This is a genomic window from Planococcus salinus, assembly GCF_003719725.1.
Lineage (GTDB): Bacteria > Bacillota > Bacilli > Bacillales_A > Planococcaceae > Planococcus > Planococcus salinus.
In genome coordinates this window covers 13,793-32,673 of the sequence record NZ_RIAX01000001.1, presented here as the reverse complement: position 1 = coordinate 32,673, position 18,881 = coordinate 13,793, and the positions used below count along the sequence as shown (strand labels likewise).

At 45.8% G+C, this 18,881-nt stretch carries 21 protein-coding genes; 2 read left to right on the top strand and 19 right to left on the bottom strand.

Going from position 1 to position 18,881, the window contains the following annotated elements; all coding sequences use genetic code 11:
* Nucleotides 1-31: 31 nt before the first annotated feature.
* From ytxJ to EEX84_RS00115, 11 genes are all read right to left on the bottom strand, one after another.
* On the bottom strand, nucleotides 32-361 hold the full coding sequence (gene ytxJ, locus EEX84_RS00165) for a bacillithiol system redox-active protein YtxJ (protein ID WP_123163559.1): 330 nt from the start codon (nucleotides 359-361) through the stop codon (nucleotides 32-34).
* A 16-nt stretch (nucleotides 362-377) separates the two neighbouring features.
* Complete coding sequence (locus tag EEX84_RS00160; RefSeq protein WP_123163558.1) at nucleotides 378-1,085, bottom strand: YtxH domain-containing protein; 708 nt, start codon at nucleotides 1,083-1,085, stop codon at nucleotides 378-380.
* Nucleotides 1,086-1,109: 24 nt separating this feature from the next.
* Nucleotides 1,110-1,604, bottom strand: a complete 495-nt coding sequence (locus EEX84_RS00155; RefSeq protein WP_123163557.1) for a DUF948 domain-containing protein — start codon at nucleotides 1,602-1,604, stop codon at nucleotides 1,110-1,112.
* Nucleotides 1,605-1,853: 249 nt separating this feature from the next.
* A complete protein-coding gene (gene murC / locus EEX84_RS00150) occupies nucleotides 1,854-3,176 on the bottom strand; it encodes a UDP-N-acetylmuramate--L-alanine ligase (protein ID WP_123163556.1) in 1,323 nt (440 codons plus the stop codon).
* Nucleotides 3,177-3,335: 159 nt separating this feature from the next.
* On the bottom strand, nucleotides 3,336-5,615 hold the full coding sequence (locus EEX84_RS00145) for a DNA translocase FtsK (protein WP_123163555.1): 2,280 nt from the start codon (nucleotides 5,613-5,615) through the stop codon (nucleotides 3,336-3,338).
* 6 nt (nucleotides 5,616-5,621) lie between these two features.
* Entirely contained in the window at nucleotides 5,622-6,227 is a 606-nt protein-coding gene (ytpR, locus tag EEX84_RS00140) for a YtpR family tRNA-binding protein (protein WP_123163554.1), read from the bottom strand.
* Complete coding sequence (locus tag EEX84_RS00135; protein ID WP_123164013.1) at nucleotides 6,224-7,039, bottom strand: DUF1444 domain-containing protein; 816 nt, start codon at nucleotides 7,037-7,039, stop codon at nucleotides 6,224-6,226. Before EEX84_RS00135 ends, ytpR begins: the two co-directional genes overlap by 4 nt.
* A gap of 71 nt (nucleotides 7,040-7,110) precedes the next feature.
* The gene (locus tag EEX84_RS00130) at nucleotides 7,111-7,428 is read right to left on the bottom strand and encodes a thioredoxin family protein (protein WP_123164012.1); all 318 of its coding nucleotides are present in this window, start codon (nucleotides 7,426-7,428) and stop codon (nucleotides 7,111-7,113) included.
* Between the two features lie 9 nt (nucleotides 7,429-7,437).
* Nucleotides 7,438-7,959: a hypothetical protein gene (locus EEX84_RS00125; protein WP_123163553.1), complete on the bottom strand. Its 522-nt coding sequence runs from the start codon at nucleotides 7,957-7,959 to the stop codon at nucleotides 7,438-7,440.
* Between the two features lie 54 nt (nucleotides 7,960-8,013).
* Nucleotides 8,014-8,535 carry a DUF84 family protein gene (locus tag EEX84_RS00120; RefSeq protein WP_123163552.1) on the bottom strand — a complete coding sequence of 174 codons (522 nt, stop codon included), beginning with the start codon at nucleotides 8,533-8,535 and terminating at the stop codon, nucleotides 8,014-8,016.
* Nucleotides 8,536-8,579: 44 nt separating this feature from the next.
* Nucleotides 8,580-9,653, bottom strand: coding sequence for a M42 family metallopeptidase (locus tag EEX84_RS00115; RefSeq protein WP_123163551.1), 1,074 nt, complete (start codon nucleotides 9,651-9,653; stop codon nucleotides 8,580-8,582).
* A 168-nt stretch (nucleotides 9,654-9,821) separates the two neighbouring features.
* Here EEX84_RS00115 and EEX84_RS00110 point away from each other — a divergent pair, with 168 nt between their 5' ends.
* Nucleotides 9,822-10,136 (top strand): PepSY domain-containing protein, encoded by a 315-nt coding sequence (locus EEX84_RS00110; protein ID WP_123163550.1) that lies wholly within the window; start codon nucleotides 9,822-9,824, stop codon nucleotides 10,134-10,136.
* A 275-nt stretch (nucleotides 10,137-10,411) separates the two neighbouring features.
* On the opposite strand, the gene EEX84_RS00105 is transcribed toward EEX84_RS00110, so the two are convergent.
* The 6 genes from EEX84_RS00105 to pepV all read right to left on the bottom strand — a co-directional run bounded on the left by EEX84_RS00105 (nucleotide 10,412) and on the right by pepV (nucleotide 15,813).
* Nucleotides 10,412-11,260: a YtnP family quorum-quenching lactonase gene (locus tag EEX84_RS00105; protein WP_123163549.1), complete on the bottom strand. Its 849-nt coding sequence runs from the start codon at nucleotides 11,258-11,260 to the stop codon at nucleotides 10,412-10,414.
* A 21-nt stretch (nucleotides 11,261-11,281) separates the two neighbouring features.
* Nucleotides 11,282-11,932: a tRNA (guanosine(46)-N7)-methyltransferase TrmB gene (gene trmB / locus EEX84_RS00100; RefSeq protein ID WP_123163548.1), complete on the bottom strand. Its 651-nt coding sequence runs from the start codon at nucleotides 11,930-11,932 to the stop codon at nucleotides 11,282-11,284.
* 14 nt (nucleotides 11,933-11,946) lie between these two features.
* Nucleotides 11,947-12,861 carry a diacylglycerol/lipid kinase family protein gene (locus EEX84_RS00095; protein WP_123163547.1) on the bottom strand — a complete coding sequence of 305 codons (915 nt, stop codon included), beginning with the start codon at nucleotides 12,859-12,861 and terminating at the stop codon, nucleotides 11,947-11,949.
* 54 nt (nucleotides 12,862-12,915) lie between these two features.
* A complete protein-coding gene (gene thpR, locus EEX84_RS00090; RefSeq protein ID WP_123163546.1) occupies nucleotides 12,916-13,455 on the bottom strand; it encodes an RNA 2',3'-cyclic phosphodiesterase in 540 nt (179 codons plus the stop codon).
* Nucleotides 13,456-13,539: 84 nt separating this feature from the next.
* A complete protein-coding gene (dat, locus tag EEX84_RS00085; RefSeq protein ID WP_123163545.1) occupies nucleotides 13,540-14,394 on the bottom strand; it encodes a D-amino-acid transaminase in 855 nt (284 codons plus the stop codon).
* Between the two features lie 33 nt (nucleotides 14,395-14,427).
* On the bottom strand, nucleotides 14,428-15,813 hold the full coding sequence (gene pepV, locus EEX84_RS00080) for a dipeptidase PepV (protein WP_123163544.1): 1,386 nt from the start codon (nucleotides 15,811-15,813) through the stop codon (nucleotides 14,428-14,430).
* Nucleotides 15,814-16,210: 397 nt separating this feature from the next.
* Here pepV and EEX84_RS00075 point away from each other — a divergent pair, with 397 nt between their 5' ends.
* A complete protein-coding gene (locus EEX84_RS00075) occupies nucleotides 16,211-16,432 on the top strand; it encodes a DeoR family transcriptional regulator (protein ID WP_123163543.1) in 222 nt (73 codons plus the stop codon).
* Nucleotides 16,433-16,490: 58 nt separating this feature from the next.
* Here EEX84_RS00075 and EEX84_RS00070 read toward each other — a convergent pair whose 3' ends face one another.
* Together EEX84_RS00070 and EEX84_RS00065 are read right to left on the bottom strand one after the other, a co-directional pair.
* On the bottom strand, nucleotides 16,491-17,204 hold the full coding sequence (locus EEX84_RS00070) for a pseudouridine synthase (protein WP_123163542.1): 714 nt from the start codon (nucleotides 17,202-17,204) through the stop codon (nucleotides 16,491-16,493).
* A 12-nt stretch (nucleotides 17,205-17,216) separates the two neighbouring features.
* The gene (locus EEX84_RS00065; RefSeq protein ID WP_123163541.1) at nucleotides 17,217-18,821 is read right to left on the bottom strand and encodes a putative polysaccharide biosynthesis protein; all 1,605 of its coding nucleotides are present in this window, start codon (nucleotides 18,819-18,821) and stop codon (nucleotides 17,217-17,219) included.
* Nucleotides 18,822-18,881 lie beyond the last annotated feature (60 nt).

The following is an 18,881-nucleotide window of genomic DNA, read 5'->3' as shown; positions in this document are numbered from 1 at the left end:
AACCCCGGAACTAAAAGGTTCCGGGGTTTTTTTAAGCTAAAAATTCCTGCATGGCTTTGCTGGTGATGTCGCCATGTGAAGCTTGCCAATCCACTTTTTCGTTTGAAAAATGGAAAAGCTGCGGAGATTCGTGCTTAATGTCTGTAATTTTGGCAATCTCATTCGACAATTCCCTGTCTTCTTGGACTACCAGGAACAGAAACAGCTGGTTCGGATGCAAGGAAGCATATTCGTTGTATTCGTTCCATGCCGCTGCAGAGACAGGGCATGTACTGCTGTGCTTAAACAACCAATAATGCTGCGTTCCTGAAACTTCCTGTTTCAAACTGTCTAAATCCTGTACACGTTTAAGGTTTTCCATTTAAACCGCTCCCAGTTTATTTCTTATTCCCTTTGTTGCTGTTGTTCTGGGAATTTTTATTGTTGGATGTAGTTTTGGCATCCACATTGCTGTTGGAACCAGATTTACCGTCCTTCACTTCTTCCACTGCTTCTTTTAACGCATTGGCTGTGGAAGTGAAAGCTTCCTTGCCATTTTTGTCATGATTCTCAGTAGTGTTTTGGACAGTGGCGTGAAGCTCAATTTGTTCTTCGCCTTCGGAAGAGGCCGTGCCATCATCCATCGGCGACTTGCCGCCCTTCATATTCTTGACTTTGTCCATCACTTTGTTGGACTGTTCTTTCACCTGCTGTGTCAAACCTCCGCTGGATTTTTCCTCATTGGAATCTGAACTGCTCGAGGTTTTTTCTTTCAGGTTACTTGCTTGTGTGTTCAAGTCAGCCATTAACTCTTTGCCGGATTTTGGAGCCAGCATCAAAGCGGTTGCAGCTCCAATAATTCCTCCCACCAACGCCCCGATGATGAAGTCTTTTGAACTTGACTCTTCTTCGTAGTCATACAGATCATCGTATCGGTTCGACATGCCATATGATGACGGATTGTACTGGTTCTGCTGGTACCCGCCGGCATCTCCGGAATAATAGTCACGGTTGTACCGTGGTTCATTGTAATTCGGTATTTGCTGTCCATACTGACTGGACTGGTTAAAATCACTTCTGTTATTAGATTGATTGTTGTTGGTCATAGTAAAAGCCTCCTGATTTGTTTTTTATTGGTTTTGGCTTGATTGTGGCAAACGTTTTTGTCCAGGGACCGGTTCATAGGAAGCAGCGGCTCTCGATTCGTAAATTTTACGCTCTTTCCACTTGTCACGGACTCCCATCAGGACATTGCTCCATTGGACAACTTGGGCAATTTTATCTTCGTTTTGTTCAACTTGTGATGACACGGTTGTCGTGATGCGGCGCACTGAGGAATTCAGATCATTCACCGAGTTGCCGACACCTCTCACTGCATCCACCATTGTATTCAGTTTTTCAGATTTGCTTTGAATATCCTCTGTCAGCTCATTTGTCTTATGAAGCAAATTCGTTGTCTCCAACGTAACGCCCTGCAGTTGGTTTTCTAAACCCGATACAATGCCTGTAACTTCTTTCAGGGTGTTTTTCAGCGAGTTCAATGTCATCGCTAATGCTATACATAAGATTAAAAATCCGACTGCGGCCACAATGGCAGCAATGTAGAGCAATATTGACCAATCCATAAATCTTCCTCCTTTGTAACGATTTGATATACCTTTGTTGTACCCCTAGCTTTGTCCTATTAAACACAGGGTCTTTAACTTTAATTCAACAAAAGTCTCAAATGTCCTGCAAATGAAAAAACAGTTTTTCATAAACAAATTGTCCGGCTGTTTAAAGTTCAGGAGACAGATTTGAGCAGCAGGATAAAAGGAGTTCCTTTTCTCCGTTCGCTTCAGTGACAATAAAAAAACAGAGAAAACAGTTTGATTTCAAACTGTTTTCTCTGTTTCGTCGGATTTAATCAGGGTTTCAAAAGCTGCCTGGAATTTCGTCACATCTCCTGCTCCCATGAAAAGAAAAACTGCATTGTCATGTTTCAGCAGGGCACTTACATCTTCTTCGGAAAGAATAGTGCTGCCCTCTACTTTTTCCTGCAGGTTCTGAATCGTCAATGTACCGGCATTTTCCCGTGCCGATCCGAAAATGTCGCATAAATAGACACGGTCAGCTTCGTCTAAACTGTCCGCGAACTGTTGCAGAAAAGTCTGTGTCCGCGTAAACGTATGCGGCTGGAAAATGGCGATCAGCTCACGTTCCGGAAACTTCTGTCTCGCCGATTGCAGAGTGGCCTTGATTTCTGTCGGATGGTGTGCATAATCATCGATTAGAATCCGGTCGCCTATATCGGTTTGCGTGAAGCGCCGTTTTACCCCTTCGAAATCCAGGAATTGCTGCTGGATGATGGCAGCCGGTATATTTTCATACTGGCATAAAGAAATAACAGCAAGCGCATTCAACACTGCATGGTCGCCGAACATCGGAATGGTGAACGTATGGAAAAACTCGTTGCGGATCACCACATCGAATGTCGTGCCGGAACTCGTCTTGACAATATTGCGGGCCTGAAAATCATTCTCTTCCCCAAAACCATAATAAATGACCGGTACCGGCGCCTGTATTTTTTGCAAATAATCATCATCACCGCAGGCAATGATGCATTTCTTCACTTGCTTGGCCATTTCTTCGAATGCATTAAACACATCATCAATATCAGAAAAATAATCCGGATGATCAAAATCGATATTGGTCATGATGGCATAATCAGGATGATAGGCCAGAAAATGGCGGCGGTATTCACATGCTTCCAATACGAAAAAATGAGATCCTTCTTTTCCGTAGCCCGTACCGTCGCCGATCAAATAAGAAACAGGCTTATAGCCGTCCAGCACATGCGCCATCAGCCCCGTAGTCGACGTTTTCCCGTGTGCGCCTGTAACAGCAACAGAAACATACTGTTTCATCAAGTCCCCGAGAAAAGTGTGATACCGGATGACTGTGGCACCGAGTTCTTTTGCTTTGACAAGCTCCGGATGATCATCGTTGAATGCGTTTCCTGCTATAATTGTCATATTTTCTTCAATATTGTCTTTATCAAAAGGCAAAATCTTGATGCCCCGTTCCCGCAAGCGGTCTTCTGTGAAAAAATGCTGTTCTATATCGGAACCTTGAACCTGTTCCCCCATATCATGCATAATTTGCGCAAGCGGACTCATACCGGATCCTTTAATGCCGGTAAAGTGCATAACTTTCATAAAATGAAACCTCCCATGGAAGTTGAGAATTAGTCTACACAAAGGATTGTGCGAATGCTGCAGCCTGTTTTGGCGAACATAATCAGTTGATTATACCATACTATTATCCAGTCCTGAAATAACCGATATTTCAACAAATTAAAGCAATAAGAGGTTTCATCATTGGAAAACTTCCTGCATATCGTCTTCCGTAATCAACACAGTCCGTGCTTTGCTGCCATTCTGTTCAGAAATGAAACCGTGCTGTTCGATCAAATCCATCAGCCTCGCCGCGCGGTTGTAACCAATATGGAAATGCCGCTGCAACAACGAAGTGGATGCACTGCCCTGAGAGATAAGAAAACGGCACGCTTCTTCAAACAAGTCGTCTTGGACAGCTGCCGAATCATTTCGTTTCATCAATTCTTCCTCTTTGAAGAAGTATTCCGGTTCTCCCTGGCTGCGTACATGGTTGATCACTTCTTCTATTTCTTCATCCGTGACAAAAGTTCCCTGCAGACGGGTCGGAGCCGACATGCCATTTCCTAAATACAGCATATCGCCTCTTCCAAGAAGCCGTTCCGCTCCCTGGGAATCCAGAATGGTCCGGCTGTCCACTTGAGAAGACACCGAAAATGCGATGCGTGTCGGGATGTTCGATTTAATCAGGCCGGTGATGACATCTACAGAAGGCCGTTGCGTAGCGATAACCAAATGAATGCCGCATGCACGGGCTTTCTGAGCAATACGACAAATGGCATCTTCGACATCTGAAGGAGACATCATCATCAAATCAGCCAGCTCATCAATGACAATAAGAATATACGGCAAATGCTGTGCATGATCGCCTTTTTCCTTCACCAGCTTATTGTATCGGCTGATATCGCGAACACCTGTGTGAGCAAACAACTGATATCGGCGCTCCATTTCCTCGACCGCCCACTTCAAAGAAGCCGTAGCTGCTTTGACGTCCGTAATAACAGGGCTGACCAAATGAGGGATGTGATTATATGGAGCCAATTCCACCATTTTTGGATCAATCAGCAATAATTTCAGATCCTGCGGGGAAGATTTGTACAACAGACTGACCAACAGCGAGTTAATGCACACACTTTTCCCGGATCCCGTGGCTCCCGCAATCAAGCCATGCGGCATTTTCCGTAAATCCAGCGTTACAGGTTTCCCTGTCAAATCAAGGCCCAGTGCAGCTTCAAGCGGAGACTCGGAGTCATTGAACGCCGGACTGTGTATAATTTCAGATATTCTTACAGGGCGTGAGGTCCTGTTCGGAATTTCAATTCCGATTGAACTTTTTCCAGGGATCGGTGCTTGGATCCGAATGTCCCTGGCTGCCAGGGCCAGCTTTAAATCATCCGCCAGATTGCGGATTTTGCTTACTTTAACGCCTTGCGCGACTGTCAGTTCAAACTGAGTCACTGCGGGCCCTTGAACAATGCTTAAAACAGTGGCATTGACCTGGAAATGAGACAATGCTTCAACCAGCCGTTCTCCCTGCGTTTCCATCCATTCTTCGTCTTTGCGATCGTTTTCAGGAGGCAACAAATAACTCTCTCCCGGCAAGACATACGGCGCAGAGTTCTCTGAGATATGATCGACTGTCGCCTCAGGCGGCCGGGGTTCCGGTTCTGCTGCCGTTTCTGGTTGTTCCGTCGGTTGTGCCGGTTTCGTTTTTGGCTGTTTTGGCGCAATCGGTTTCTTTAACCGTTCTTTGTCCGATTTCAGCATGAGCACATTGAACGGAACCGTTTTCTCCCTTTTCTGCCCTTTTTTAGGCACTGCTGGCTTGGGATTTTCCTGGACCGGTTTATGTACCTGTTCCGGCTTTTCAACCGCCTGCTTTCTTTCGGCAGCCACCACTTGTTCCGCTTGCGGTTGTTCCGGTTGTTTCTCTTCCTGCTGTTCCGCTTGCTTCAAAGGCCTTTGCTCAGACGGCCTTTTGGTTTCAGCCGAAGGCATGGAGCCCGTACTGCTTGAAGCGGAGGTCCGCACTGTCTTGTCAACAACCGGTTGTTTCCTGTCAGTCAATGGACCGGTTGGCTGTTCTGTCCTGCGGTCTTTTTTTGCCAACAGCTCTTCGATCGGTTTGGGCTCCGTTTTCCGTTTTCCAAAGCCATGAACCGGTGAAGGAACCTGCGAAGGCGTGAACCGTCTTTTAATCGGCTCTGCTGCAGGCATGCTCTCCCGCGGTTTTTGCGAAGGCACCATCCGCTTTGGACGCTCCGCTCGTTCCGGTTCCTTTTTGATCGGATAATCGATCGGCTTTCTGGAAGTTGTATGATGGATGAATTCTTCTTTTTCTTCGTCCGAAATCAAAGGAAAGCGGAAAGGAGCCTTTTCACGGCTTTCTTCCGGTTCCTCTGTCCATTCCTCTGCCTTGTATTCATCCTCTTCTGTATCATCAGGAAATATGCGTGTCCATATATTTTTAACCCAGCTCATACCGCGTCACGCCTTTACTTCGAATGATGAACCTACTTCAGCATCTTCAGGAAGTACAAGAATCCCTTTTTCCTGAGGAGCATCCGGCAATGCCAGTTCTTTGGCGGAACAGATCATTCCGCTGGATGGAACTCCGCGCAATTCGGCGTCTTTGATGACCATTCCGGATGGCATGACGGCACCCACTTTGGCAACCACCACTTTTTGTCCCTGATCCACATTCGGCGCACCGCAAACGATCTGCAATTGTTCCGTGCCAACTGTGACGTGACAGATATTCAATTTATCGGCATTTGGGTGCTTTTCTTTTGATTCCACGTATCCGACAACGAATTTAGGAGACAGGTCAACTTCCAATGTGTAGTCGACTCCGTTTTTCTCCAATGCGTTTTGCATTGCTGTCACCATGTCTTCCGTTACTTGGACTGTCTCATCCTGCAAATCGATATAGCCGGAAGCATTGAAAAGGTTGAATCCCACTAACGTGTCGGCCTCGTCTTTCAACAATGCAACATCGCCGTGCAGATCGACCTTGGTTTTATTTGGATTTTCCGGTTGCAGTTGGACCAACAGCACATCACCTATGCCTTGTTTGTTATAGAAAGCATTCATTTTTTATCGTTCTCCTTGTTCGGTTTATTTTTCGCCATGATGAAAATCGGCTCTAATTGGTCATTTTCATAGATAAAAGACAATGAAGTGATCGGGACCTTTCCGTTGGTGAAGAAACTCATCGCCATTTGAGCCAGTACATCATAACCGGTCTCATTGCGGATGTCTCCGATGATCAGCACATCCTGGTGCGGAACCGAAACAGTCATGTCCCCTTCCACTCTTTTCTTCATATCTTTCAGGAACGATTCATTCAGAATTCGGGAAGCATCATAGCCGTCGTTTTCATTTAAGAAATAAAACACATTGCCAGCCACCTGGTCTTGTTTGACCGCTGTTTTCAATTTTCTCACTTGGAATTTCGCAATTTCTTTCAATTGCTCTTCTGTGAGACTTAATGAATTTAACACATTTTCATCAATTAAGCGATAGGTAGTACCGGCATCCAGAGCAAAAAACACCCGTGTTTCAGCCGTGTGCTCCATCGTGATGAACTGGTGCCCTTCTTTCGATTCAGTCGGGAAAGAAGTAGAACGGATCACTGGATAAATATGCTCACTGGACTTCAACTGGCCTTGCGCCTCTTTTTCCATTGCTGTGAATGTTTCTGTGATGGTGTAGACAATTTCATCGATGGCTGCGTCCCCTTTCGACTCATAGCGATTGATCACTTGCGGCAAGGAAATGGTCATTCCGTTGTTCAATGCTTCATTCTGGATCCGCAACGTATCTTTTTCCCGGTCATGTCTCCAATCCCAATGGTTATGGGGCATCTTTTCTTTTAATATAGATATCAATTCGGTCGATTTCATTTTACTCATGTGTTTCCATCCTTTCTCATAAAACAAACGGTTCAACCTGTAAAAGGCGAACCGTTGTATTGTTATTGCGGCAGTTTGGTTAAAAAAGCTTCAATTTCTTCTTGGGTTTTCCGGTCCTTGCTGACAAAACGGCCCACTTCTTCGCTATTTTTAAAGGCAAGAAAACTTGGAATGCCAAAAATGCCCAGTTCTCCGCATAAATCGATGAATTCATCACGGTCAACTGAGACAAACACCAAGTCACCGAATTTCTCCTCGATTTCCGGCATAATCGGATCAATGACCCGGCAATCCGGACACCATCCTGCGGTAAACATAAATACAGCCGCTTCGTCGGCAGCCAATTGCTTAAATTCTTCTGTAGATTGTAATTTCCTCATGCTGATCACCTATTCTTCCGAATCTATTGAACGGACTGTCGTCATCATCCAATCCATGTTATCGGCAATGCCGCTTTCTTCGGATATTGTTGTCATTTTCGCTCCGCCTTCACTGGCGACGATTTCATAGCGGTCTTCCGCTATTTCTCTGACAGTGGCGAATCCAAAACGACCGTTTTGCTCAAACGTCTCATCTGCCACCCATTCCTGGTCATCGTTGGCTTTCTGGAGTTCATAGAAAAATGTGCTGTCATTTGATTCATTTGGATTTAAAAATAATACATAGGAATCACTGCCTCTGGTAATGACAATATTATTGGCATCCGACGGCTCTTCTATGGTATAGGCTCCTGGAAGATATAAATCCGTTCCGTTCACCGTCTCGTTTGTATCAACCGGCTCCTGCTCAAAAGCAGCACGCGCATCCGCCAGCCCTTCTTCTACTCGCTCTTCCTGCGTTTGTCCACACCCAGCCAGTAAGGCAATCAGTGAAAACAAAGAAATAATCAATCCTTTTCGAGGCACGCTCATTCCTCCCTATCTCTACTAGTCCTTATTTTAAAGATGTTTCTTTCCACATGCAACTTAATCGCTGTGCCTTAAGTACTGGCCCATCAAAAGCTTCACTACATGTTCGAACATTTCGTTCCGGTTAACCAAACCAGCCGTCAATATACCGACGGCTCCTTTATGGTGGCGGATTCCAGTCTCATTTGCATAACGGTCCATCACAGGTCCCAGTTCCATACCGTTTTTCAATTGACGCCCAATTTCCTCAGGCAATCTGATTTGAGCGCCTCCAGCTGTTAACAGTTGACCGTTTGCAGCTGCCAATGCGCCCCAATTGCACAAATACATCGTCTCTTCCAGTTCGTAGACGCCGCCTTCGAGTCCAATGGCGAAATCCATTCCTTCGCCTAGTGCCTGTTGCGCCCGGTTGATTGCTCCCCGGCGTGTTTCTATTTGGGACAGCGGCTGAGCAGCAACTCCTGAATCCGTCTCAACAGAGGCTAATGCAAAATCGAACTCCAGCTCTTCCAGCACAGCTTCCACAGCTTTGATTTTCGCCGCATTTTTTGAAGCCACCGCAACTTGTAACCTGTTCATTCTTTCCATTCCTTTCAAAAAAAAAGAGCCCGCAGGCACTTTTTTTAACTATTTTGCTTTATAGTGTCAATGGTCGTCTGATCGGCAGCTTTGACCAATTTCGTCAGCAATTCTTTTGCCGCCGCATAATCATCCGTATGAATAACCGATGAGGACGTATGGATATAACGCGAACAGATGCCGATGACTGAACTTGGAACGCCTTGGTTCGACGTATGGACCCGGCCTGCATCCGTCCCGCCCTGAGAGACAAAATACTGATACGGGATGTTGTGTGTCTCAGCCGTATCCAAGACAAATTCGCGCATGCCGCGATGTGTCACCATGCTTTTATCCAGAATGCGCAGCAACGTCCCTTTCCCCAGTTGACCGAATTCGTTCTTGTCACCATTGGCATCATTTGCCGGGCTGGCATCGAGTGCGAAGAAAATGTCCGGATCGATCATGTTCGCAGCTGTTTGAGCACCTCGAAGACCGACTTCCTCCATGACCGTAGCTCCCGAAAACAGCTGATTCGGCAATTTCTCACCTTTCAGTTCTTTTAATAACTCGACTGCCAAACCGCAGCCATATCGGTTATCCCATGCTTTTGCCATGATTTTTTTATCGTTTGCCATAGGCGTGAACGGGCTGAACGGTACGATTTGCTGACCGGGCTTTACACCGAAAGACAAAGCATCTTCACGGTCATCCGCTCCGATATCGATGAGCATATTTTTTATCTCCATCGGCTTTTTCCGCGTTTCCTCGTTTAATAGATGTGGCGGAATTGAGCCGATCACGCCCGGTATTGTGCGTTCTCCTGCGATAATCTCCACACGCGTCGCCAGCATCACCTGATTCCACCAACCACCCAGGGGCTGGAAACGGATCATGCCATTATCGGTGATTTGTGTAACCATGAACCCGACTTCGTCCATATGGCCTGCCACCATGACACGCGGACTGTTGTCCGGACCCTGCTTGACGCCGAAAATACTGCCGAGGTTGTCTTGAATAACTTCATCAGAGTATTTTTCGAGTTCCTGTCTCATAAACTTTCTGACTGCGTGTTCATTGCCGGGCGCACCTGGCAGTTCCGTTAAAGTCTTGAATAGATCCAACGTCTCGTTATTCATCTGCTGATTCCTCCTAAAAGCGTTCATGTTAACAGTTTAGAGCTTTTAGCAAATCATTTCCACCTTTCTATTTCGTTTGACGAAAGATTTGCTTTCTTTGGCGTTTTCACGACGTGATGGATATGGATTTATGTTACAATTTATTCAGTAAGTATAGGAGGGATAATTGTGAAAAATCGTGATTTATTGATTGGGTTCATCACAGGAGTAGCTGCTACATATTTAATCAAAGAGGTCTATGACCGCAGACAAACGTATCATTCAGCAGATGACGTGCTGAAACACGTCAAATCTTCTTTTAAAGAAGAAGGGCCAATCGACGGGTCCTGGATTTACATGAAAACCGAACCGTACAAACAGCATGCGGTTACAACTGAAGTTTACAAAGGCGGCATCACACGCCACCGCCAAGATGAATTGGAGCAATTCGAGTTTGTCGCGGATGCTTATACAGGAGCTATCCTTGAAGTAACGAAATCATAAAAAGAGGCTGTCTCAAAAGTGAAGGCTCCTGTCCATTTCAGCGGACGCTTGCGGGCCCACAGGATGTGGGTCATGCAGTTGGCGCGACAGGACGTCGCGCTGCCAACTGCCAGGGCTTGCGCCGAGCTATCCCGCAGGCGTCGCCGCTTCCATTCCCATCCGCCAATAAAGAAATAAAGATACTACAGCAATATAATCCCATAGAAAAACACGACGGAAAATCATTCATTTTCCGTCGTGTTTTTAAGTTTTGAGGCTTATGAAACAGCCCCTTTTTACATGTCTTTCCGCTTCACGGATTCGACTATTTCCTTGCCATCAGCACTCCACTTTACGATCCGGTAGAATGCATCGTGGTAAAAGCTGAAGTAATAGCCATTTTCCAACGCTTCTTTCATCAGCTTTTCTTTTGCAAAAATGGAAGTCATCGGATAATCGTCATAAGCCAGCACCCACAGTGGGTTTTTGTGGGCGTGAGTTGGCATGATGTCGGCCATATGCAGGATTGTTTCACCCCCGCTTGTCATTTTGATCACACTGTGGCCGTCGGAATGACCGCCGGTATGTATCATTGTAATCGTGCCAAACAATGATCTTTCCCCTTCAAATGTTTCCACCTGATCAACAATCGGTTCCCAGTTCTCTTTCCAGTAGGTGTTTTTTGAACGGATGTTCGGATTTTGCATTTCATTCCATTCGACAGCCGAAACGTGGATTGTCGCATTTGGAAAAGCGGGAATCAATTGGTCGCCTTGCCATTTCGTCAATCCCGCTGCGTGATCCCCGTGCAGATGCGTCATTAACACTGTGTCGATATCCTCTACAGTCAAACCGAGCTCAGCCAGTTCTTCATCCAGACGCGACTGGTCCGACACCCCCAGGTTGCGCATCTGCCGTTCGGTCAGCTTGCCGTCACCCAATCCGCTGTCGATCAGGATATTGTGACCCTCGTACTGCACCAAAACCGGATGCGTTGTCAATTCAATCTGATTTTGTTCATTTGCCGGGTACTTCTTTGACCAGACCACTTTTGGCACTACCCCAAACATCGCGCCGCCGTCCAGATAAGTCGTTCCTCCGTCAAGCCATGTCAACGTCATATCGTGAAATTGAAATTTCTCCATCCCTTAACTCCCCCTACAGAATTAGTTGCTTTGAAATTGCGCCTCGAGCCGGTAAATCGGCTGGCCTTTTTTCAAAAACTTCTCTTCGTATTCGGTCATGATGTTCCATTCCGGCTCATTGGCATGCAAATCAAGCGATACATCTTTTAATAACATACCATATTCAGAAATGCTCGTGAGTGAATATTCGAAAAGTCCGCGGTTATCGGTCTTGAAATGAATTTCTCCCTCACTTGGCAGAACGGTTTCGTATAATTTCAAAAAACTTTCATGTGTCAAACGCCGTTTGGCATGACGGGTCTTTGGCCAAGGATCTGAAAAATTCAAATACAGCCGGTCCACTTCCCCCTGCTGAAAGTATTCTCCCAAGTCTTTTGCGTTTACACGCAGCAAACGCAAATTCGGAACTCCTGCCGGTTCTTCCAACACCCTTTCAAGTGCAGTGACAATTACACTGTCGAACAATTCGATGCCAATGTAATTGACCTCCGGATTCGCTTTGGCCATGCCAATTATAAAACGGCCTTTTCCAGTGCCAGCTTCTATGTGAAGCGGGTGGTCATTGCCAAATACTTCATGCCAGCGGCCTCTGAAGTTTTCCGGATCGGGAATAATGATTTCCGGATGGGACTCGATCAAATCCGCAGCCCATGGTTTATAACGTGCTCTCATTTTGCATCCTCTTTCTATTCTGTATTTGCTGAATTCCAATGTTGCCTGCTTATGGAATAAGTGACGAAATTATCTTTCGGTGTCTTTCCGGCGAAGTCGCCATCGACATGCCGAAAAACTTCCTTCTCTGTATTCAGACGAAAGGCGTTTCCGCTGAATTGAATGACTTCTTTAAACCGGGTGTGTTTTCCTGTAAATACAGTACCGAAAACAAACAAAAGTTTCAATCTGGAAATCTGATGGACAACTGTCAGCTCCAATAAACCGTCGTTCGTTTTGGACTGAGGCGAAATTTTCATGCCGCCGCCAAAATACGGCTGATTGTTGACAGTCGCAAACCACACATCATTATAACAGGAAGTTGTCCCGCTTTCTTCTACAATCAGTCGAAATTTATCGAATCGGATCAGCGTTTTGATGACGTATATTAAATATACCAGTTTGCCCAAACGAATCGTATTCAGCCATTTCTTCATCGGAGAGCGATTGACGAGGACAGAAATCTCCGCATCAAACCCGATGCCGGAACTGCTGACAAAACGAAACGACTGGCCATTCGAAAACTCGCCTAAATCTTCTTTCCGGAATTTTGGGTCATTCAGGAATCCGACGATTTCATCCGCATTGCGAAATACCTGGAATCCTCTGGCGAAATCGTTTCCGGACCCTGCCGCGATAAAACCAATGATCAACTGCCCGCTTCCTGCTGCTCCCGCAATAATTTCCCGTAATGTGCCATCGCCGCCAAAGCCGATCAGCAACCACTCTTCTTTTCGTCGGCGGTATGATTCTGCAATCTCGATGGCATGGCCTGGATAGCGTGTCACAGTTTTTTCATATGGAAAATGAATAGTCTTTTCAAAAGCCCGCCATTTCTTTACTGATTTCCCATTTCCGGCTTCCGGATTAATGATGAATGCTATCTTCATTTGACCTCACCTTTTGAGGCTTTGGGCTGCTTCTCACCGTAGCAGAAACAAGCTTTACACGCCTTCTGTTAATGGATACGTAGCTATCGGGATGTATCGTGGCACTTCCCGGGGATGGATTTCAAACAAGGAAAATTCGTTCACGCTGAAAGACAAAGGCTCAATTTCAAGTTCTCCGCTGATGGGTGGCCCTCCCGCCCATTTCCCGGCGAGTGTAATATGTGGCACAAACCTTTTGGTGTCCGGGCTTAAGTGATACGGCAGAACCGTTTGCTGGATTTGCTCATGCAACCGATTAAGCTCCTCGCTTTCCTGCAGAGAAGCATAGATGATCCGCGGAGTCTTTGGATTGCCGAACGTTTCCACACCGTTGATCACCAGTTCAAAAGGTGCTTGCTTGACCGTTTCCAATGCTTTTGCCACTGCCTCAATTTCTCCGTTCGGATCATTTCCGATAAACAGCAGCGTGATGTGCATATCCACAAACGGTGTGTAGCGCTTATGGCTCTTCAAGTTCCATTCTTTTCTTTTGTCATCCAATTTCTTCGCGACTGGCAACGGGATACTGATGCCGATAAAATAATGCTTTGACAAAATAATCACCTCTCATCAGTTTATCATTTGAGCAGGCACAAAAAAATAGTGACCGGCTTCAGCCAGTCACTTTTCTATTGCTTGTCAGACATTCACATTGCCTGTTAACTTTAATTTTTCCTCAAAGGCTTTTTGAAGTTTTTTCGTTAATTCCCCAGGAACCCCTGAGCCAATTTTGTGACCGTCAATAGCAATGATCGGCATTACTTCCGATGTTGTTGAAGACATGAAGAACTCATCCATTTCCAGCGCTTCAGATTTAGTAAACGCTGTTTCCTGCACTTCAATCCCCTGCTCTTTGCAAAGTTCCAGTATCACCCGGCGTGTAATGCCGTTCAAAATGAGATTTGTGGCAGGATGGGTGTAGAGTACGCCATTTTTGATGCCGTACATATTCGAAGACGAGCCTTCTGTCACCGTTTCTCCGCGGTGAAGAATCGCTTCAAATAATCCTTCTTCATACGCTTCCTGTTTAGCCAGAACATTGCCCAGCAAATTCAGGCTCTTGATGTCGCAGCGCAGCCAGCGGACATCTTCCACGAATTTCGTCTGCACACCTGAGCGCATTGCTTCAACAGGCCGTTCCATCGATTTTGTATTGGCGACAATCACCGGAGGACAATCCGCCGGAAATTGATGCACACGCGGTGCACAGCCTCTTGTCATTTGAACATATACTATGCCGTTATCTATTTCGTTTTTTTCCACCAGATCATACATCAATTTGTGAAACACATCTTTTGTATAAGGAATGACGATTTTGATTTTCTCTGCACTTTCGTAAAAGCGGTCGATATGTTCTTCTGCTGTAAACAGATTCCCTTCGTAGACACGGATCACTTCGTAAATCCCATCACCGAATTGATAGCCTCTGTCTTCCATCGAAATTTTTAAATCTTCTTCCTGAATAAATTGATCGTTATGCAATATCCATTCCATCGTCAATCCCTCTTTCCTTGTTTTTGATATTTCTTATGTTTCTTCTTTTTTCCTGCAAGCCAGTTGAAAAATCGCTTCCGCGTAAATGGCTGTAGCTTTCGTCAAATTGGCAATGTCCACAAATTCATCGGCCTGATGCGCCACATCCGGCTCGCCAGGAAACAGCATGCCGAACGCAACACCTTTGTCGAGCACCCGCGCATAAGTACCGCCGCCGATTGTCAGCAGTTCGGCCGGACTTCCCGTCTGGCGTTCATAGGCATTCTGCAAAGTTCTGATAAACGGATCATCAGCGTCTACATGATGAGGCGGTGAGTTGGAATGGACATTCCAGGAAAACCCTTCTGTCTGGAAAGTTTCCATCTTTTCCTCAAACGGAAAGCTCACAGAATAGCGCATGCTCACTTCGATTGTAGCCCCTTTTTCGCAGTCAAAACGGATGATGCCGGCATTGAACGTCGTATCGCCGGAAGTTTCATCCGAATAGGCCAATCCCAGGTTTTGCCCTCTGGTGTCATCGTGGAAATTTTCCGTGAGAAAATCGGCGAACTCTTTGCCGTCTCCTGTCAACCGGTCCTTTAGAAAAAGCGCCAGCAATACTCCGGCATTAATGCCATGATCCGGTTCCATCGCATGAGCCGCTTTGCCGTGTACTGTCAGCCGCACGAATTCTTCCTGCTGTTCAGCCGCTCCCGTTACATTATGTTGTTGGCAGAATTGATCAAAAACGCTCTGCCATTCGGAAAGCTCTCCGTTGACTGTAGCTTCCGCCAAATCAGGCACCATATTCGTACGGTTTCCCGAATGGAATGTGGCGAGTACATCTTCCTGGGAAAACGAAGATTTTGAAAACACCAGTCCTGCAATGCCTTTTTCCGCATTGATAATGGGGAAATCGGCATCCGGCGCAAAACCGATCGTCGGCATTTCTTCTTTTTGGAAATACTGCTTTACACAGCGAAAGCCGCTTTCTTCGTCCGTCCCGATGATAAGGCGCACACGCTTGTCAAACTCAACTCCGGCGTCTTTGACAATATTCAAAGCTGTCCAGGCTGCAATGGTCGGCCCTTTGTCGTCAATTGCCCCCCGTCCGAACAATTTGCCGTTTTCGATGGTTCCGCCGAAAGGATCTTTTGTCCAGCCGCCGCCTGGAGGAACCACATCAATATGCCCCAGAATTCCGAGCAGTTCTTCACCTTCACCGATTTCCAGGTGGCCTGCGACATGATCCACGTTTTTCACCTGAAAACCGTTTTCTTCTCCTTTTTTTAAAAACCACTCCAACGCCCGTTTCACGTCTTTTCCAAAAGGAGCATCCGGTGCCGCTTCTTCACTTAACACACTTGGAATCGCAATCAGTTCCTGCAATTCACGCAGCATATCGCCCTGCCTTTTTTCTGCTTCCAATTGCCAATCCATGTTCCACACTCCTTTTATCGCCTAGTAAGAATATGTATTTACTCGGTTCATTATTAATTTTCGGACATGAAACAAAACATTGAAAAGTCCTGCGGCATATCAATCATACCTTTTTTCGTTAAAACCATTGTACACTTTTTTAATATAAATTAAAGAACCTTCATCAGATTTGGACAAAAATTCTGTCTCTTTTATGTTAAGTTTATGTGAATTCGGAAGAAAAAGTGGATTTACCATTGTTTTTTCGATATAATCAAATTGTCAAATAAACAGACTTGACAGAATTTTTAAGAAAAGGGGCTGTCTTTGGCATTTATTTCAATCAGCTGAGTAGACCTCGGCACTTCGTCCGCTAGTCTTTGCCTATGGGAAAAAAGATGAAGGAGTGGTTCTCTAAGTGAAACCTACAACTGATCGCATGCTCAATCGAATTAAAGATATGTATAAGTACATCCGTACCAACGGAACTGTAACTACGCAAGATTTAGTCGATGAATTCGGCATCACTCCTCGCACCATTCAAAGAGATTTGAATGTGTTAGCCTTTAACGATTTGGTGACGAGTCCAACTCGCGGCAAATGGACAACGACGCAAAAGAAAGTGAAAATGACTTCCTGAGAAAAACCAAGACACCCTGAGAATTTCCTTAAACGAAAAAAGTGACCGCACGTCGCGGTCACTTTTTTCGTGTCAACAGCTCAAGCTCCTGTTCAGTCAAAGGCCGGTACTGTCCCAACCCCAGCTTCTGATCAAGCTGCAACGGCCCCATTGACAACCTCTTCAAATACACCACTTCTTTTCCTACACTCTGAAACATCCGCTTGACTTGGTGAAATTTCCCTTCTGTAATCGTCAATTCGATTTCCGACATCGGGCCACTCACAAGAATTTTCAGCTGAGCCGGTTTGGTGACATAACCATCATCCAACATGACCCCACTTCGGAAAGATTCGCCATCTTCATCAGTTACTATGCCATTTATTTTAGCAAAATAAGTTTTGTCCACATGCTTTTTGGGTGACAGCAATTCATGGGCCAGCTGTCCGTCATTGGTCAGCAGCAGAAGCCCTTCAGTATCTTTGTCGAGACGTCCCACCGGAAACGGCCCAAAATGCCGTTCCTGCTCTCCAAGCAAATCGACCACCGTCTGATCGTAGTTGTCTTCTGTAGCCGATACGACTCCCTGCGGCTTGTTCATCATTAAGTAAATGTGCTTTTTGTACTGCACAGGCTCTCCGTCCACAGAAACCGTATCTGCAGTTTCGTTGACGTGAATTTTTGGGTCTTTGACCATCGTCCCGTTCACTTCCACAGCTTTTGACTTCAGCAAAACCTTTACTTCTTTTCTAGAACCGAACCCCATATTCGACAGGAATTTGTCAATGCGCATAATACCCTCCTATTACATGCCGAATTTCCGTGTATACTTCGTTAAGCGTTCACCGAACAGTTTTTGGGCAATGCCTGTTTTCAAACTCAGGAACCCATAAACTGCGGCACCCACTCCTCCGATTATAACGATACGGACAATTGAATGCATTTTTGATTCAAGACCGATAAATTGATCCAGTCCGAGCATTGCAGCGAAAACTGCGGCGGCCATGGCAAGGTTTAATCCGATGATCAAACCTGTTCTCCGGATGACCAATGCGGATTTATAATTCAATGTTACGGAAATAACAGCAATATTCATACCGATGGCCACGACATAGCCGATGATTGTCGCTGCAATGGCTCCATCCGTTTCAAAACGCTCGATCAACGGGATATTCAGCAGCAGTTTCAGCCACAATCCGGTCAATAAATTCAGGATGATCCATTTCTGCTGATTGATGCCCTGAAGAATCGACGCGGTCACCGGGAACATGGCAAACAAAATCGCCACCGGCAAATAATGGGCAAGGATTTCAGAGCCGATATCACTCACTTCATAGAACACATGATACAGCTCATCGGACAGCATCGTCATGCCGATGACCGCCGGTACAGTCAGGAACAACAGGATTTGGAACGCTTGGTCGAGTGTCCGTGTCACCAAATGATGTTCGTTTTTCGTAAAATACTTGGTGATCAACGGAATCAGCGCCATCGAAAATCCGGTGGCCAGCATAACCGGAATCATCACCAGTTTGTGGGCGGTCAGATTCAAAATGCCCAGCAGGTCGACTTCTGAAAGGTTGCCAGCCGCATTCATCGCCCGGTTGAATGTCAGCAAATCGACGAATTGAAACAGCGGATTGGCGATGCCAAGGAACACAACCGGAACAGCGTAGACGATAATTTCTTTGTACATGTCACGCAGTCCCACGTCATAGGATTCGACGGAATTGGCACGCAGCTCATTGTACTCCGGCTTTTTCTTTTTCCAAAAATAAAACAGCACCGCTACACCGCCAAGTGCACCGATTGCCGCTGACAATACCGCAAACTGGATGGCAGTTTTCGGTGTGCCTCCAAAAATGTAAAGAACAGCATATGATCCGCCAAGCAAAAACAAAATGCGGACGATTTGTTCAATCAGCTGCGATACCGCTGTCGGCAGCATAAAATTATAACCCTGGAAAAACCCGCGCCACAGGCTCATGAACGGTACGACGATCAATGCAAAACTGACCCACTGAATCGCTGATGTCACGTCTTCGACAGAATAGATTTTTTCATCTTCGGAAATAGTAAGCTGTGCGAGTGGCCCCGCAAACAGATACATTATCAGAAAAGAGATAAAGCCGGTCAGCATCATGGTCAAAAGCCCCGAGCGCAACAACCTTCTGCCGGTTTCATAATCGCCAAGCGAATTATACTTCGCGACAAATTTCGAAAATGCGATCGGCGCTCCTGAAATTGCCAGCGACAGCATCAGATTGTATGGTATGTATGCATATTGGTACAGGCCAATGTTTTCTTCCCCAACCATGCTGTAAAATGGAATGATGTAAACCACACCAAGGATTTTCGATAAAAATAAACCAAGTGTTAAAATAGCGGTTCCTTTAATAAGTGTTGACATTTTGCACTTCCTGACTAGTTCGTTGTAAAATCAATCTACACGATAGTTTACACCTATCGC